General features: G+C 45.8%; 11 protein-coding genes. 1 reads left to right on the forward strand and 10 read right to left on the reverse strand.

Annotated features, from left to right (window positions below; all coding sequences use genetic code 11):
- Window positions 1-125 precede the first annotated feature (125 nt).
- Complete coding sequence (locus RIG66_RS20695) at window positions 126-344, forward strand: hypothetical protein (protein WP_446380629.1); 219 nt, start codon at window positions 126-128, stop codon at window positions 342-344.
- A 284-nt stretch (window positions 345-628) separates the two neighbouring features.
- On the opposite strand, the gene RIG66_RS20700 is transcribed toward RIG66_RS20695, so the two are convergent.
- From RIG66_RS20700 to RIG66_RS20745, 10 genes are all read right to left on the reverse strand, one after another.
- Entirely contained in the window at window positions 629-1,270 is a 642-nt protein-coding gene (locus tag RIG66_RS20700) for a restriction endonuclease subunit R (protein ID WP_446380630.1), read from the reverse strand.
- Window positions 1,271-1,569: 299 nt separating this feature from the next.
- Window positions 1,570-4,305 (reverse strand): CHAT domain-containing protein, encoded by a 2,736-nt coding sequence (locus RIG66_RS20705; RefSeq protein WP_446380631.1) that lies wholly within the window; start codon window positions 4,303-4,305, stop codon window positions 1,570-1,572.
- A 91-nt stretch (window positions 4,306-4,396) separates the two neighbouring features.
- Window positions 4,397-5,221, reverse strand: a complete 825-nt coding sequence (locus tag RIG66_RS20710; protein ID WP_446380632.1) for an Rpn family recombination-promoting nuclease/putative transposase — start codon at window positions 5,219-5,221, stop codon at window positions 4,397-4,399.
- A 230-nt stretch (window positions 5,222-5,451) separates the two neighbouring features.
- Window positions 5,452-9,336 carry a two-partner secretion domain-containing protein gene (locus tag RIG66_RS20715; protein ID WP_446380633.1) on the reverse strand — a complete coding sequence of 1,295 codons (3,885 nt, stop codon included), beginning with the start codon at window positions 9,334-9,336 and terminating at the stop codon, window positions 5,452-5,454.
- A gap of 549 nt (window positions 9,337-9,885) precedes the next feature.
- Window positions 9,886-10,686, reverse strand: coding sequence for a Uma2 family endonuclease (locus RIG66_RS20720; protein ID WP_446380634.1), 801 nt, complete (start codon window positions 10,684-10,686; stop codon window positions 9,886-9,888).
- Window positions 10,687-11,111: 425 nt separating this feature from the next.
- A complete protein-coding gene (locus RIG66_RS20725) occupies window positions 11,112-12,602 on the reverse strand; it encodes a GspE/PulE family protein (RefSeq protein WP_446380635.1) in 1,491 nt (496 codons plus the stop codon).
- Between the two features lie 251 nt (window positions 12,603-12,853).
- Window positions 12,854-13,192, reverse strand: coding sequence for an RICIN domain-containing protein (locus RIG66_RS20730; RefSeq protein WP_446380636.1), 339 nt, complete (start codon window positions 13,190-13,192; stop codon window positions 12,854-12,856).
- A complete protein-coding gene (locus tag RIG66_RS20735) occupies window positions 13,161-13,529 on the reverse strand; it encodes a hypothetical protein (RefSeq protein WP_446380637.1) in 369 nt (122 codons plus the stop codon). Before RIG66_RS20735 ends, RIG66_RS20730 begins: the two co-directional genes overlap by 32 nt.
- Before the next feature lie 1,054 nt (window positions 13,530-14,583).
- Window positions 14,584-14,760 carry a hypothetical protein gene (locus tag RIG66_RS20740; protein WP_446380638.1) on the reverse strand — a complete coding sequence of 59 codons (177 nt, stop codon included), beginning with the start codon at window positions 14,758-14,760 and terminating at the stop codon, window positions 14,584-14,586.
- The gene (locus RIG66_RS20745; protein WP_446380639.1) at window positions 14,723-18,373 is read right to left on the reverse strand and encodes a calcium-binding protein; all 3,651 of its coding nucleotides are present in this window, start codon (window positions 18,371-18,373) and stop codon (window positions 14,723-14,725) included. The genes RIG66_RS20740 and RIG66_RS20745 overlap by 38 nt, the downstream gene beginning before the upstream one ends.
- Between the last annotated feature and the right edge of the window lie 121 nt (window positions 18,374-18,494).

Consider the following 18,494-nt stretch of genomic DNA (forward strand, 5'->3'; position numbering starts at 1 on the left):
ATCTGCATTTTTCTCGGTTTTTAGAGCAACTTGTAATTTTTCTTTTTGAGCGGGTTTCAAATAATTTTTGGCTGGCATATTTTTTTCGTTTTTCGGATTTCCTATTTTAATTATACCCTATTTAAATGCCGAACAGCTTAACAGCAGCTTACAGCAATTATCAGCAGTTAAATAATGCTGAATTGACTCCGCAAGTTGCCCAGTTTTTAGGCGAGGTTTATGAAGGGGATAATAATTATGAACAGGCGCGGCGTTGGTATCAAGAAGCCAAGGCGGGATATGAGGCAATTGGTGATGAACAGCGGATTGAGTACATCGAAAAAGTGATGCGGCGATTAAATTGATTTGTCATTTGTCATTTGTCATTGACTCAAACGCTTTAGACGTAGGGTGCGTTAGCGCAGCGTAACGCACCATCTATTAATTTTCGGTTGTTTTTTCGGGTTCAGGTGGGTTGAATTTAGAAGGGTGATATTATGTCTGTTATGTTTTTTCAACGCAGAGGTACGCAGAGGTACGCAGAGGGATTGAAGGATTTGGGGTAAAGTTTTGTAGGATTCGGACTTAAGTGAAAGCGATATTGGTTTTTGTAGGTGTTGGGAATATATAGGTAAGAGGATGGGGATGGCTAGTTGGAGTTGGTTCGGGTTAATTCTCCTAAATTCTTCAAGATACTCAAGACGTTATAGAGATCATTTCCGGGTTTGCGTCGCAAGTCGAATTGGCTTGATGTCGCATACTGAGGGATTTGTCCTTGAATTAATTTAATAAATAGGAAACTCCCTCCATTGGAAATCATGCCAAAACTGGGTTGTTCTGGGTGAGGGTTAGCTAGCATATAAGCTAACATCTGTGAGAGTCCGGCTTCAATGGAATAGGCGGCGCGTTTGGATTCGATTACGGCTACCCAAAGGTGCTGCTTGAGAACTAATACGTCTAGTCGCCCTTCTACAATTAAGCCTTGGTCTTCTGTGGAAATATCGACGGATTTTTCGGCTTTGATGTGAAAGGGGAACAGGTAAAAGTCGGCTAAAAATAGCAGGGGGGCAATTATCGCCATGCGGATGGCATTTTCTAATAGGGGTGGGTGTTTGAGGAGATTGAAGTAACCTCGCTTGAGTTTGTCTAACATCTGTTTCTCGATGTCAGAGATTTTAGGAAGATTATTTTGCCATTCTTGAAAGAATTGAGTATCCTCAACTTCGACTAGACTAAATTGTCGTTCTAGTTCGTCTATGGGGATAACTGACGCTTGAACTGTTAAAACCATGGGGTTAAAAATTATAGCGTTAATGTTGGCTATTATAAGGCTATTGTAAGACCATTGGTGTGTTACGCTATCCTACCCTACCCTACCCTTCGGGAACGCTTCGCGAACGCTAACGCACGATGGCGGCGTGGCACACCTTATTTGATGAATTAAATTAGGCTTGTAGTAAGGGAACCTTAGCCCTAGATTCCGTTGGGTTTCCTTGTGTCAATTCAACCTACAATTATTGGTGCGTTACGCTTTGCTAACGCACCCTACGATTTGGCTACGAATGACGAATGACAAATGACAAATGACGATTAAAACCAGTTTCCGGCGAGGATGAATGCTGCCCAATAATAAGGATGTTGATGGGCTAAATTATCGGGATCATTGATAAATTTTCGTTGCACTTTGGCTAGGGCTTCTGCTTTAGAAATGCCTTGATTTAATTGCTGGTAAAAGTCATCCATTAATTGGGCGGTAGAGTTATCGCTGACGCGCCATAAACTGGCGACGGTACTACTGGCATTTGCTCTTAAGGCTACTCCAGCTAATCCTAAGGCAGCACGTTTATCCCCAGAGGCTGTTTGACAGGCGCTGAGGACTAATAATTGAATGGGTTCGCTGCGGGTTTGTTCTCTCTGTTGCAGGAGTTGACCAAATTTTTCGACGGGGATTTTCTTGTCCCAAGCGTAGATGACGGTTTTGGTTGCATCTGAACTAAATTCGCCGTGGGTGGCTAAATGAATGACGGAAAATGGATGGTTAATCAGTTGGTTTCGGAAGTTGGTTTGGGTAAATTGTTCATTTTCTAGTAGTTGGCTGGGAACGGTATTGTGAATCTGTTGCAGTTCGTCCCAGACATTGAATAAGGCGGGTAATTTGGGTGGGTAACTCTCGGCTTTTTTATGAATTCCTCCTAGTAGCCCTTGCCAATGGGTTGGGGATAAGGGTTTGAGGTTAGGAAATTGTGACCCAAGGCTAACGGTAATGTTATAGGTTTCGACTAAGTAATGCTGACCATCGTGGAGAATGGAAAGGGGGAGATTTTGCAGGGTGCTATCGAGAACAAAGACTAGAGTCCCCTCTGGGGGTAAGTCAGCTTGGGCGGGTTGGAGTAACCAGTTATAGAGTTTTTGGGCTGGGGGTAAAATTAAGCGGTCTACTGGATTTTGGGGGTCATCTAATTGTTGGCGCAAGTCGTAGAGGGTTTGGCGAATGTCTTGGGCGGAAACGTGGAGCGTATATCGATAAATTTTTTCCGGAGATGATTCAGATTGGGGTAATTTAACCAGAACTTCTAGACGGTTTTCCAGTAAAATCGGATAGATAATCGCAGCAGGAGGATTTTCACTTTGGTCAATGGGGACTAAGTTGGTAAAACTACAGCGGAGAAAGTCTTCGAGTTCAGCCAGTTGTAGGGCTTCGCTGATGCGGGTGGCTTGGCGGAGATGGTCAGAATTGGCGTCGGGTTGGAGTAGGATTTGCAGGAATTCTTGATAAATGGGTTGCACATCGTCTAAGAAGGAAAACTGCACACCGGGGTTGATGGCTAATAAATTTCGGCGCACGGAATCCAGCAGCTTAATTGAGGCGTCGTAGGCGTGAATGGCGTTTTCTTTTTGCTGCTGTTGCCAATAAATTCGTCCCGATTGCCATAACCATTTATAGGCTAGGTCTTCAGCGTCCAGGGATTGGGCTAAACCGAGGGCTTGATGGGTTAAGTCTTGGGCATCTTTCCATTGTTGATTCTGTTCGTAAATGTGACCTAGTGTACCCCATGCGTCAGATTCTGCCCGTTGGTTTTCCAGGTCTTTTGCTTGGTTTAATGCGACTTGGGTATAGTTAAGGGTATGACTAAAATTGGGGTCATACTGGGGTAATTTAAGTAACTCTTTGGCAAACTTGAGTCGGCTATAAATGGCGATTTTACTGGGGGATAAGTTGGCAAGGGTACTCTGAAGTAATGTGTTAACTTGGGATTGAATTTGAGGTGTAAATTCGGCTGGGTTTGCGGTTGTATCGGTTTTTTCTAGGGTTTGTAACCATTGCTGAAACTCGATTAATAAATGGAGTCGATGCAGTTGGGCTTCTAGGGGTAAGGTGGTGGAGTCGGTGTTGATGGCGGCGGCTTGCTGATAGGTATTTAAGGCTTTTCTTGCCAATTCTTTGGCTTTGTCGCGATTCTGGGTGATATTACTTCTCTCCCATAAGTCTTTGGCTTGGCGGTATAAAGCGTATTGGGTTTTACCTAAACTGAGTAATGTGGCACTTTGGTCGGATGGGGAGTCGATTTGTTCGGCTAAGTCTAAGGCTTGGTGTAAAATGTGGTTTGACTCCTGCCAGTGTCCAACTAGGCGGAGAACATTTCCTAAGTGGCGTAACCCGACAACGGTAAAGGCGGGTTGAGATTGCTGTTCAAAGGTGTTAACGGCGGCGGCTAATTCGCCTGACTCAGATAAGTTGCAGTGATTGTCTACTTGGAGGGCTTGCAGAGAAACTTGACAGGCGCGACGATAGAGTCCTAAGGCTTCCATGGCTTGGGCTTGGTTGAATCGGCTACCTGTTACGCCGATGTCATCATTGAGTTGCTGATAGATTTGCGTTGCTTGCTTCCAGGTGGCTAATGCAGATTCTGCCCGCCCTAAGGCTAATTCTAGATGACCTCGGTGATTCAGGGCTTGAGCATAAAGGCGCGATCGCTCTCCTGATTCTGCTACGGTGTCTAATAGACTCAGACTGGCTGTGATTGCGGCGTCGGCGTCTGTCCATTGGTGCAGTTTCTGATAGGCTAAGGACAGATAACTCAACGCCTGGGCTTGATGCAGGGTATTCCCTTGGTTTTCATAGCCTTGGGCGGCTTGTCGCCAGAGGTGAATGGCTTGTTGATAGTCTTTGGCGGCGTAGAAGGTTCTCCCTTGGGCTATAGATTGTGCGGCGGATTGGATTGGAGGGGTGATTGGATTAATTTGGGATAAGACAGGGGGGATACCGATGAATAGGAATAATCCGAGAATAAATCCAATTAGTAGATGGCGATTGTTATTTGTCATTCGTCATTTGTCCTTTGTTATTCGTTGTTTGGGAAGCCGTAGGGTGGGTTTCGACTTCGCAAGAGCCCACCAACATACCAGTCAGTGACATTTAGGTTAAGTCTTGAATCTCGGTAATACTTAATCCGGTTTTTTGACTAATTGTTTCAATATCTAAAACATCGAGAAGTTCACGGGCAATGGCAATCGCTTTTTCACGCATACCGTCTAGTTTGGCTTTGCGAATCGCATTCTGACTATCTTGAATAAAAATCTCTCGCTTCTCTAGGGCTTCTAACTCTCGTTTGGTTAGTTTACTCTGTCTGGCAATGGTAAATGCTTGTTTCAGGGCGGGAATTGTTGCCATTGGCGGCGGCACGTCTTTTAAGGTGTTGGCGAATTTGAGGAAGTAGAGCCATTTATCGGTTAAGGTTTCTGATTCCTCCAGGCTTTTATTGAATTTGGGTAATTCGACAAAGACTAATTCAATATCATCGGTATAATCCGTTAACTCTTCCTTTTCCTTGAGGCAATAGCGAGAGATGACTTTGGCATTGTTGGGGAACATCTCAAAGTCGGTAATGGTTAAGGCAATCACCGGATTCAACAAGTTGTAATCTTCCCCGACTCCCAGTTGAATGGAAAATGCTTTGGCGGCATTATACAGGACTCGTTTCTCAAAGCCTAAAACGTTGAGTACCTGCATTTCAATGATGACGGTTTTGTTTCCAGTGATGACGGCTTTAACATCTAGGTAGGAATCCTTAATTCCCTGGATACGAGGCGATTGATAAGGGTCAAGGATTTCTAGGTCTTGAATTATCTCCTGTTCCTGATACAGAATAGCATTCAGGAAACTAATCAAAATTTCCTTACTTTTCTTGGAACCAAAAATCTTCTTAAAGGCAAAATCAGTTTTCGGATTAATAAACGTCATCAGTCAACAACATCCTATTTATTTCAGAACTATCAACCCCTCACCTCCCCACATTCCCATCCCTCTGCGAACCTCTGCGTAAACCTCTCTTGACCTCTGCGTTAAAAAATATATAGCGTTGCTCATAAGATGAGGTCTATGAGGGCGCAAGCCTTGCGCCCCTACATTTATTTTGGTGTCCCTCACGCCTCACCAACTCAATCTCATCCCTCATCATTATCCCCCATTCATTACTCAACAGCACTCTGACAATGTAGCGGATTTTGCCAACCCGTATTAGGGGTAACATTGGGCGCTTGGGCGGTGAGAACTATTGTTCCATCGGGTAACTTTATCCAGCCTTGGGCTTCAATTATTGGCGTTGAACGAGTCTGGGTTACAGGTTCAATTTTTGCTGGAGAGTTATCGCTACTGGGAGTCAACGGACGTAAATCTTCCCACACGTTATATGTTCCCGTTACTTGGGAAATTGTGGGCGGAACTCCGCCGCGTCCACTGATGATAAAATGACTGGGAGTTTGGTCAGAACGCCCTTGACAGAAATTGACAAATTCTGGGGGAGAAGCTGGCGCGGGTAATTGCAGTAATCCGGTGTCGGGGTCAATTTCTAAGTCGTTGATTTGAACGACTCCTTGTTCACCAAATTCTGAACTGGCGGTAATGTCAGAAAGGGGAGTCAGGCGAGGGCGAAATTCCAGTCCATAAATCTTGTTGGTGGTGATATCCACTCTTCCCCCATTCCCGAAGAATGCATTGGCGGTAATATCGCTATTTTCCCAAGGAAGCCCGACAACAAAGGGAGAATTAATCCGGATATTACCTCCATTTCCGCCAGCTTGGGCAGTTCCGGCGGTGGTGGAAATTAAACTGTTATGGCGTAGGAGTAGTATATCGTTAACGTTGAGGGTAATATTGCCACCCTCAGTGGCTTCAGTTTCAGCAATAATAGTTCCCTGCTGATCTAATATTATTTTGTTTGCTGTGACTTCTATATCCCCAGCATCTCCTGTGGCTTGACTAATCGGTGGGATTTCAATCCCTGATAAAACAGTTGGCGGTGTCGGGAGAACCCTTACTCTTGTCGCACCGCCAGCCGCTACAGAAACTCTGGCTTGTTCCCGAACGATTAAATCCTCTGTGTTAATTGTCAAGTTTCCGGCTTGACCTGCGCCCAAGGTTTGAGCATACAAACCACTGGGAACACCATTATTTGCTCTCCCACTCAGTTCAATGGTAGAAGCATTTACCGTTAAATCCCCACCCAAACTATTATTCGGATCTTGACCAAAGGTGGAAGCGGAAGCGACTGCGCCATCTTCGGCTATTAGGTGATTGGCATTAATGATTAAATCTCCCGCATTACCAATATTACCTGTATCGGTAAACAAGCCACTGGAAACTTCATCACCATTGGCTAAAATCCCCGTCCCACTCAGTTGCACGGTTGAGGCATTTACTGTTAAATCTCCGCCATTCCCTGTGGTGACAGTGGACGTAGTTACGATTGCCCCATCTTGAACCATTAACTGATCGGTATTAATGGTTAAATTTCCCGCGTCTCCTGGTGGGAAATCTTCAACCGTGAGGGCGCTTGTGGTGATGGCAGTGGGTAATATACCATCATTCCCCATTAATTGAACGGACTCATTGGCATTGATAATTAAGTTTCCACCCTTACCTGCACCGGAGGTAAAAGCTGATACTCTTGCCCCACCCTGAAGCCTTAAACGGTCAGTTTCAATCTTTAATTCTCCAGCATTTCCTAGATCATAAGCTTCAGTTAATATCCTGGCTCTCCCTTGCAGATTTAACTCTGGAGTTTTGACTAAAATATTTCCGGGTTCACCACTGCCATCAGAGGTAGCAAACAAACCTGTTGAATTTTCCTCAGCTAGGGATTGCGTTAGGTTGACCGACTCAGACGCATCAATTGTTATATTTCCGCCTTGATTGTTACCAACCACTCTAGAAAGTAATCGGGTACCATCAGCGAGAACAACTGACTGGGCTGTGACATTAATATCACCACTGTTACCCGTTCCGGCATTATTCGTGGAGTCGATAATCACTCCCGTGGCATTAACGGAACGATCACTATGAATACTAATTTCGCCACCATTTGAGGTAATTCCACCCATCAGATTAATATCACGGGTTGCATCTAAGATAATCGGTCCCCCTGGGGTTTGTAGGTTGCCTGTGGTGATGCGTCCTGGGGATGGACTATTATTCGGTGGTTGTTCTCCCGAAGATGTTACACTTGACCTCACAGAAACACTAACATTATCTATTCCCCAACTTTCATTATTAATATCAGCATTGGAAAGTTGGGCAAAGAAATTAATTTGAATTGAATTGTCTGAATGTTTGAAATCCTGGCTTAAGTTGTAGACTGAATCAGCTGCTCTAATTTGGTTAAGTGATGGAAAGAAAAATTCGTATCCGAGGGTGTTGACTTCACTAGCTTTTTTATGTGCAGGGTTATTAACAATTTCTGAAGGATTATATTCCGCAGGATATGACTGGGCTTGTATGTCTTCAGGTTGATTTCCAAAGATAACATCATAGTTTTTAAATGTTGTATTGATCAGGGTTTGACCCCCCTCAATATTCAAATTCCAAATATCAGGTCCGTTATTTGGTCTATTTCCATCCCATGAACGGATAATGAATAGATCCAGAGAAACAGTAGCTACTTCATGGGGTGGCAGATTATCCAGTTTTAGGCTTATTGTCTCGCTGCCAAACTGCCCCAAAAATCTACGGTTTCCTTTCGGTGTGATATCCGTTGATGTATTTGACCATACATCAGGAATGTCTCCTTCAAAATCATCACTATAAACAGGAATCAATGTCGTTGGCGGATGTTTTAACTCGTCTACCCCCGCTCGTAAAATTAAAGCTGGACTCTCTCTCAATATCTTAATATCCGGATCATCTCCTTCCGTTAATGTCGTATCTTCACCCGTAATCCGAATATTTCCTGTGGCAATACTTCCTCTTGCCTCAACCTTCAGCGAAACCCCTGTATAATCCCCCAGAACCACATCGCCTTCGGAACTAATAATCGGGTCATATAAACTGATAAAATTCCCCGGTTCCCCCGCTAAATTCAGAATCGCAAACTGACCCCCACTGGCAAAATGAGCGTCCCCAGAAATGACCCCATCACTAATTAAACTCAAATCCCCACCACTTTGAAACGGCGTTCCTGGATGATTCAATGCCAGAATATCAATACCTTGATTTCCTTGAATATAAAGATTCCCGCCAGCATGGGCAATAAACGGAGTTTCTACACTATCCCACACTCGCACTGTATCCCCCGCCAATAAGATTAAATCTCCGGCGGTGACTAACTGACTTTCTTCTAAAATTAAGTTATTATTCGCCAATAAAATAGCCGACTGCGCCAACCCATCCCGCACCGTTGCATCCCCATTCACGGCGGCTATCTCCAAATGTCCGGCGGGGGCGGCTAATTGTCCGGTACTGCTAATTGTTCCACCAACTAAGGTTAAATCTTCCCCAACTTCTAGATTGCCAGAATTGGTAATCGCGGCTGGATTCTGATTTCCATATTGCAACCCCAAAGGCACATTAATGGTTAACAATGGCGGTGCTTCTGGATTAGTCGCACTAAAGATAGTGCCATTCTCAAATACCACCCCATTGGCTGTACTCCCGACAAAGGAACCCCGGATGTCTAATTGAGCATTTTCGCCAAAGAGAATTCCATTGGGATTGATCAAAAATAAATCAGCCGCACCGTTGACGCCTAATGTCCCCAAAATGTCCGAGGGATCAGTTCCAGTTACGCGACTAAAAATGGCTTCGATTCCAGCAGGGTTGGCAAAATAAACCCGTTGTCCTTCGTTAATATTAAATTCTAAAAAGCTATGAAATAATGCCGAACCTCGGCTAGCGCCATCCTGAATTAAATCGGCGGTTACTCCATCGATAACCACCCCATCGGGTAGGATTGAGGAACCTTCAGCGCCTAATGTGAAATCGGGTGTAATCTGGGCGAGGACAGGGTTACAGGGGATGAAGAGGAGGGGAGCGATCGCGCTTCCCTGTATCAGACGTTGTAAGCTTTGATTGATGGTCATCATAGCACCCTCTTTGATTTGAGATTTAGGTGATTCCTAACCTGATATTTTATTGTGTTCTGTGTCCTGTGTCCTGTAATCCTGTAGGGGCGAGTCGCTGCACTATCGTGATGGGGAAATCCATTTTATCGACTCGCCCTCATCGTTGGTTCACCTGTTGCAAAGGATAACTCGGTGGGTTACGGCAGATAGTTAATTAAAGGGTGTGTTTCCTGAATTGATTACTGCCTAACCCACCCTACAGATTCCGGTTGATCTGGGTCTATAGGACGGCATATTTTTCCATGATATAAAAATACCAAAACTCTCCCAAAAAATCAACCCCTAATCCTATTTTTTTAGTAGGGGCGCAAAGGCTTGCGCCCTCGCTATCGTTACGGAAAAATCCATTAATTTTGTTTAGCAATCCTCGTTGGTTCACCTGTGGGAAAGGATAACTCGGTGGGTTACGGCAGATAGTTAATTAAAGGGTTGGTTTCCTGGATTGATTACTGCAAGAGCCCCCCTACAGATTCTACAGATTCCAGTTGAGTTCCCTTTTTCAGATGTCTGCTAACTATCCTGATTATCTGACAAGTCTCCAAAGCGTTCTCGATAGCGCTCCAGCAGTGCCGCCATTTCCGCAGTCTGCTGTCCTAATTCCTGGTTGGCTGCTTCAAGTTCCAAAGACGATAGCAAACGTTCTCCCGTATTCGCATCTTCAATCACCAAACAGCCATTGTGCAAACTCATCAGCACTCCTAACGTGGAACAGTAAATGCGTCCTTCTTCATCAGGAGTAATCGGTTGATAAAGTCCTTCCACCAATCGATAACCTAAAACTTCTTCAATTACCTGTCCCCGCATCAGGCGGCGGTCAATTATGATGTACTCACTCACTCGGGTACGAGCATATTCTAAAACCTTTTTTTCGCGGTCTTCTTTGCGGTAGCGAGGGGAGACGACTTCCAAAATGAAACTAGGACGCACTCCCTCATCAGCAATAATAAACTTGGAGCGATTTTCACCTTTGTTACTAATACCAAAGGCGACAAATGTATCTGGACAGTGGTCACCTTGTCCAGGAATGTCCCATTCAATTAACAAATCGCGGAATACTCCGGTGGTGGGGTCATTGGCATAACGGCGCGTCAAGATATCTTTAGCCTGACCTGCGATATCATCGTGAAAGGTACTGTTAGGCAAATGATAACCCTCCTGGGGATGGAGAAATTCTTCAGGAGTGAGCGGCACTTGGTTTTGGGTTATTGTGCCGTCAGGTTGATAAACGGTGATTACACGCCAGCCGGATTCGGCTAAATCGGTAGCGCGATCGTTTTTTTTTGTTTCCGGGGGTGAAGGAAAGCTAACCATTACTAAGCTGTCCTGTCTTATGTTTGTAATCAGTGATTTCCAGTATATAGCGGTTCTTATTTGAAAGCACTAAGCTGTTATGGATTCCTAGCCTGACATTTGTTTTATTTTGTTTTATTTTGTTTTGTGTTCTGTAATCCTGTATGGGCGAGTCGCTGCACTATCTTCAGGGAAAAATCTATTAATTTTATCGACTCGCCCTCGTCGTTGGTTCACCTGTGGGAAAGATAACTCGGTGGGTTACGGCGGATAGTTAATTAAATGGTTTGTTTCCTGAATTGATTACCGCCTAACCCACCCTACGGGTGAAGGTGAATTGGGGTCTATAGGACGGCACATTTTCCCATGATAATAAAATACCGAAAATCCGCAAGAAAGTCAAGCCCAGACCTACACCCAGAACCCCCGAAAATTATCGCCCTATTTTAGAGACTCTTTCGGTATAATGCACTGTGAGGTAACACCCGCAGTACCTCTGTCAATGTAGTAATTCCTTGGGTGACTTTTTCAATTGCCGCCATCCGAAACGAGTCAAACTTAATTTCCTCTAAATACCGATGTAATTGGGTCATACTTCCCTCATAAATTAACTGCCGCACCCGATCATCAACATTTAGAATTTCCACAATCGCTTCCCGCCCTAAATACCCCGAATTAAAGCACTTAGAACAGCCCTTTCCCTGACGCCAAGATTGGGGATTCGCCTCTTCCCTAGATATGCCTAATTTACGTAAATCTGTTTCCGTGGGATTGTAAGGTTCAGCACAGTGGGGACATACTTTCCGAACTAAACGCTGTGCCACAATGCCTAATAACGCATCACTGACTAAACCCGGATCAGGTCCAATATCTTTCAGCCGGGGAATCGCACTCACCGCATCATTGGTATGCAGCGTGGTTAACACCAAATGTCCTGTTAATGCCGCCCGAATCGCAGTTTCTGCCGTTTCGTTATCCCGGATTTCACCCACCATAATAATATCCGGATCTTGGCGTAAAATCGCCCGTAAACCCGCCGCTAATGTCATCCCCGCTGCTTCATGAACTTGGGTTTGAGTAATCCGAGGTAAAACATATTCTACCGGATCTTCTACTGTCACCACATTGACATGTTCAGTCGCCACAGATTGCAGGGAATTGTACAGTGTACTGGTTTTCCCCGAACCCGTGGGACCGGTTAAAATAACAATTCCTTGGGGTTGTTCTAACCAATTCTTATAGATACTCAGTTTCTTTGCTGAAAACCCCAAATCCGCTAAACCCGAAAAGGGATTTCGTCGGGGAAGTAAGCGAATCACCACTTTTTCTCCCCCCACACAAGGAAGGGTACTCACCCGCATATCCAATCCCAAATCCGTGTCGTCACCAGACGTATAATTTTCGCCAATCCGCCCATCTTGGGGGCGGCGACTTTCAGCAATATCCATATTAGACATTACTTTCAGGGCGACAATACAAGGGCGACTAATATCAGCAGGTAGGGTAGTAATATCTCGGAGAATCCCATCAATCCGATACCGCACTCGTAATCCTTCCAGTGATGGTTCCAGGTGAATATCACTGGCGCGGTTGCGGAGGGCGCCGGAGATAATGGTTTTAATCCGGGTAATTTGGTTATCGGCTTTTTTGAGATAAAGTTCGGTGGTTTCAGTAATGTCTTCGGGTTCAGATTCCCCCGTAATCGGATTAACTGGGGACGTAGACGTGATAGTATTACCGTTATAGGTTTGACTCAGATGCCAATTGCGATAACTTTTGCGGGCTATGGGAATAATCTTAATCTCAGTCAGGGTGCGATCGCACAAATTCTGAATCGCTTCGGGTTTAAGAGAGATGGGACATCCCAAATAGTAGCAACCGCGCCAAAGTAACAGGGGAATCACTGGGGGGACTTTGCTGCAATTATAGATTGCCAAAAAATATTGTATTTTTACTCCAACAACTATTCATTATTTTTACTCCTGATATCAAGGTAATGATTGCTATTAGATCAGTTGGGAAAAAATACACGTCAGCAGAGGACGCACTGACGTGCGCCCCGACAGAATCAGTGTTGCACTAAACGGAGAAGCGCTATAAGTGATGAGCCGGGGTTGACAAGATTTTAGCCAAGTCAACCCCAAACTAAACGATTATGGCGACTCCTTAATTGAATGCTGATTCAAGATTAGTTGGTGCGCCAACGTTGATTCGGATTATTCCGATTACATTCCCACAAATGAACCCGTCCGTAGTTTTTGCGCTCGGGCATATCGAGACAGAGGTTAGTATTAGCCCGTTTGATTTGTAAATAGCCACCACCCAAATCCGTCAACGTCCAGTTTTGGTCTGGATCACTCTCGCGACAGGGCCAAACGTTTACCCGTGCGCCATTATAAAGATAATGAGCATTGAGACATTTACCTGTGGATTTGTGCTTTAACAACGTGCCCCAGTTTCCGGGTAACTGTTTAATATGTTGGTCTGGATCACGATCATTGCGTCGCCATGATGAGATAACCAGCATGCCATTTACTGAAACCGCAGTGATAACTTTTATCATTCAGATAGCCAGCAGTCATTGTAACTCTTCGTCCCAGGGCTGCTGTTGAAAGATTGTGATAGATTTGGGCAATTTCTCGTGGAGTTTTATACCGCTCATCTTGAGTTTCTCGACACCGACCGGATTTCCATACAATGCCATCAAATCGGGTGTTATCACTACTGTACTCGTCCCACTGCTGATTGCTTAATCCAGAAAGGGTAAGAGCCTTAGCATTCTGCGTATTTGGAGGAATTATGCCTGAGATGGCTAGATAGACTCCAGTTGCTGCGATCGCAGAAATGAAACGTTTAGTCTTCATAATTCTTGTCCTGCAATGAAAATTTGCCTCGAAACAAGCAAAAAGCCGCAGAAGCGGATTCCTTAAATCCACTTCATCGGCTTCGTGAGACTCACACCCATCAAATGCCTGGTGTATCTAACAGATATTGACTGATTTGTGCTTGTGTCTCAGCCGTGCCAGTCCTCTCAACCGTGCGACATGACTTGAGACAATATTCAAAACTTTTCGCTGAACCTTACACAGAATAAGGCTTACCGACTAGGGAGATAGATTATGCGATTTTCCCCTATTTTTGGCTTAGTTGGCTTCTGGTCGGCTTCTTGCTGGGGAAAGTTTAGAAGCAAGAATGCTAACACCAGCGAATGATATTATCGTAACACTGAATTCCTCTGTGAAGCGAAAACTTTAGATTTATTTACAATCTTTGATTGTCACTCAATTAAGAGGAATGTTACTGACTTGGCAACCCAGAGGTAGAGACTAAAATGCAACGTCTGGAACATAAATGATGTGTCCTAACAGCTATGGCGGTTGCTATAAAAAGCCGAAACGCCCTATTTTTCAGGGGAAATCTATTACTTGTGTGGGCGCAAAACTTGCGCCCCTACGCCCCCGCTATCGTGATGGGGAAATTCATTAATTTTATCGACTGCCCTTGTCGTTGGTTCACCTGTTGCTAAGGATAACTCGGTGGGTTACGGCGGATAGGGAATTAAAGGGTTTGTGTCCTGGATTGATTACCGCCTAACCCACCCTACGGGTTACGGTTGATTGGGGTCTATAGTCGTTGGTTCATCTGTTGGAAATGATAACTCGGTGGGTTACGGCAGATATTTAATTAAAGGGTTTGTTTTGTGGATTGATTACTGCCTAACCCACCCTACGGGTTACGGTTGATTGGGGTCTATAGGACGGCACATTTTCCCATTGTATAAAAATACCTGAAATTTACCAGAAAGTCAAGCCCTATTTTGGTCTTTTTTGGGGCAATGTTCCTTTGACTGACAATTAAAACCTGATTGTTTGTAGGGACACGATACTATCGTGTCCCTGTCTTGGATCAATCGCGGTTCTAGATGATAGTGAAATCGAAATGGGTGAGGGTATTGGCTTGAACCCCAGCTAAGGTGGCAAGCTGTTCACCACTGTCCTGAATCGTGAGGAAAGTGTCATTTTCTTGGCTGTTGGTTCCTTGGCTAATTGACAGATCATTAAAGGTAATTCCGCCCGTTAAACCAATCCAATCCATGCCAACGGTAAAGTTGAATATGGTATCGACACCTGCACCTGAACCGAGAATGAAGGTATCCATACCAGTACCGCCGGTCATTATCTGCACCACCATCTAGGTAATCATCGTCGGTTCCGCCAGTGAGGATATCTTCACCGTCTTGACCATAAAGTTGGTCATTACCGCGATCGCCTTTTAGGGTATCATGACCTAAACCGCCCTCGAGGTAATCGTTTCCATCGTTCCCCTCTAGGGAATCATCGCCCTGTTGACCATAGAGTTGATCATTGCCGATATCGCCGATAAGCTGGTCATTGTCTAAGCCGCCTTCTAGGTAATCATTCCCGGAACCGCCGCTTAAGATATCGATACCGGATTGACCGAAAATTTGGTCATTATCGCCACCGCCGTTAATCTGATCATTGCCACTTCCGCCATCCAGATAGTCATCCCCGGCTTGTCCGGATAGGGTATCATTGTGATCACCGCCCCAAACTAAGTCATCACCGGAACCGCCATCCAGGATATCGTGACCCGTTTGACCATAGAGTTGATCATCCCCGGAACCGCCTTGTAATAGGTCATTATCAGCGCCACCGTCGAGGAAATCTTCACCCTGACGTCCGTAGAGGCGATCGCGTTCTGTGCCACCATAGAGTTGGTCATCCCCAGAACCACCATCTAAATAGTCGGTTCCGGCTTGTCCGAATAGGGTATCGGCACCGGCTTCACCCCGGAGTTGGTCACTTCCATCCCCGCCATCTAACCAGTCATTGCCTTTCTTCCCATAGAGGCGGTCAAATCCTGCATTCCCCATCAGTTGGTCATCACCAGCACCACCGTTGAGGAGGTCATTGCCAGAATTCCCCTCTAGGGTATCATTATCGTTGTTCCCGTAGAGGCGGTCATTTCCCTCACCCCCCGATAGCTGATCATTACCATCGCCACCCTGGAGGACATCGGTTCCGGCGTCTCCGGATAACATATCTGCGTCATCACCCCCCCAAAGGGCGTCATTTCCGACACCGCCTGCTAAGGTATCAAATCCGGCGCGACCATATAAGGTATCATTGCCGTCATCTCCATTAAGTTGGTCACTGCTATCGCCACCATCCAGGAGATCATTGCCATCGCCACCTGTTAGAGTATCGCGATCGCGTTTACCATAGAGACGGTCATTTCCAGTACCACCCGTGAGGTGATCTTCCCCATCCCCGCCTTCCAGGTAATCGTCACCAGTACCACCATCCAGGGTATCATTGCCCTGTTGACCGTAAAGTTGGTCATTCCCTGCATCACCGGTGAGTTCATCTTCACCTGCACCCCCATCCAGGTAATCATTATCTGCACCGCCTGCTAAGGTATCATTGCCAGCATCAGCATAGAGTTGGTCATTCCCTGCGCCACCGATAATCTGGTCTTCCCCTTCCCCGGCATTGAGATAATCGACCCCAGCGCCGCCATCTAAGGTATCATTACCTTGGCGACCATACAGGCGATCGTTATCGTCACCGCCTGCTAGTTGGTCATTGCCTAATCCGCCGTCCAGGTAATCAAAACCCGCATCACCAGATAACTGGTCATCTCCCTCTCCTGCTTCCAAACGGTCATCACCGCTACCGCCATTTAAGGTATCATCCCCAGCTTGTCCGTAGAGTTTATCGTTATTATCGCCACCGGATACTAGGTCATTTCCGTTTCCGGCTTCTAGATAATCATCCCCGGCTTGTCCGATGAGTTCATCATCTCCATCATCACCATAGAGATGATCTTGACCCGCGCCACCGTCTAGGGTATCGTTACCGGATTGTCCATACAGGTGATCATTCCCATCGCCACCCAGTAGCAGATCATCGCCAGCGCCACCATCCAGGTCATCGTTTCCAGATTGACCCAAAAGTTGGTCATCGTCATCACCCCCAATCAGATTATCATCGCCAGAACCGCCATCGAGGGTATCATTCCCCGCCTGACCCAAAAGTTGATCGTGATCATCGCCACCACTGAGACTATCATCCCCAGAACCGCCGTCTAGGTAATCGATTCCGGCTTCTGCAATCAGTTGGTCATCGCCGTCACCACCTTCTAAATAGTCATGTCCCTCACCACTGCGGAGGAAATCATCTCCCCCTTGACCCAAGAGGCGGTCATTCCCTTGGTTGGCTTCTAAATAGTCGTTATCTGCACCACCATCGAGTTGATCATCTCCTGTACCGCCGACAATATGGTCATCTCCAGCATCACCATAGAGTTGGTCATTCTCGTCATCGCCAAAAATGCGATCGCGTCCCATTCCACCACTGATGAAATCCTCACCAGCACCGCCTTCTAGGGTATCATCACCATCATCTCCGTAGATCAGATCATCGCCATATCCACTATCACCTTTGACCCAATCATCACCACCGCCAGCGTGGATCGTATCATCCCCATCGCCGCCACGGATATAATCAGCATCGCCTTGATCGGTGACGCCTTGTAAGTCACCATAGATGGTATCCGTACCTTGATTGCCAAAGATTTGGTCTTGACCCAAACCCCCGATTATTTGATCATCGCCGCGTTCGCCGTACAGGGAGTCATTTCCGGCTTGTCCATCCAGGGTATCATCGCCTTTATCAGCAGTAATCCAATTGGCTTGATTATCGCCAATTATTTCGTCATCATGGCGAGAACCAATCACATTTTCTATCGTGGAGAGGGAATTGTTGTCTTGGTGAGGGATAATAATATCCATATCGCCCCAACCATCAATCACTCGTCCCGTTTCCAGGTTGACATACACACTTCCCGGATCACGGCGGAAGCTGAGGGTATCAGTACCATTCCCCCCATCAAACTGATCCTCTCCGGCGGTACTGAGAATTAAGTCATCCCCAGCTAACGCCTGGATTTGGTTGTCCTTGCGATTGCCAATCAGGATATCATCGAATTCAGACCCGATGATATGTTCTAAGTTCTTCAGCGTATCCGTGGTACCAAATCCGTCAATGGCGGTTCCGGAGTTAATGGTAAAATCGGGTTCTAGGTCGCTATAGTAGTCACTGGGGTTCGCATCAGTAATTTCTTCAGCCGCGCGATCGCTGCGGTTATGGTCATAGTTGCGATACTCGTTAATATTAACGATGACGCCATTGGGTGAGGTGTGGTAACTCACGGTATCATTATCCCGACCGCCATGAATCAGGTCATCCCCGGCTTCTCCCATGAGGAAATCATCGCCAATTTCGCCATAGAGTTCATCGTTCCCTTGATTTCCGTAGAGTTGGTCGTTGTTGGCTTGACCATGGAGAATATCATCCCCGGAATTCCCTTCTAGGTAGTCGTTTCCGTCACCGCCTTCTAATCGATCATGACCTGCATTTCCATAGAGGAAATCGTCATCGGTTTGACCATAAAGCGTATCTTCTCCGGTACCGCCTGCTAAGGTATCGACACCGGAACCACCGTCGAGAACATCGTTATCGGCTTCGCCATTGAGGAAATCATTCCCAGATTGACCATAGAGGACGTCGCGACCTGTGCCACCATAGAGTTGATCCCCATGGCTACCACCATCCAAGAAGTCATCACCCGCGTTTCCGTAGAGTTGGTCGTTTCCGGCTTGACCGTAAACTGAAGTTCCCCCCATCCCGATTGAGGATAGAAGCCTAAACCGTGACTATGTAAGCGTTTGAGCCAATTATTCTTCTCAATTCGTACCCATGTATATTTAAGATTTTCTTAATACTCTTGGGGAAAAATCTGTGAGA

The organism is Coleofasciculus sp. E2-BRE-01 (assembly GCF_040221695.1).
GTDB lineage: Bacteria > Cyanobacteriota > Cyanobacteriia > Cyanobacteriales > Coleofasciculaceae > Coleofasciculus.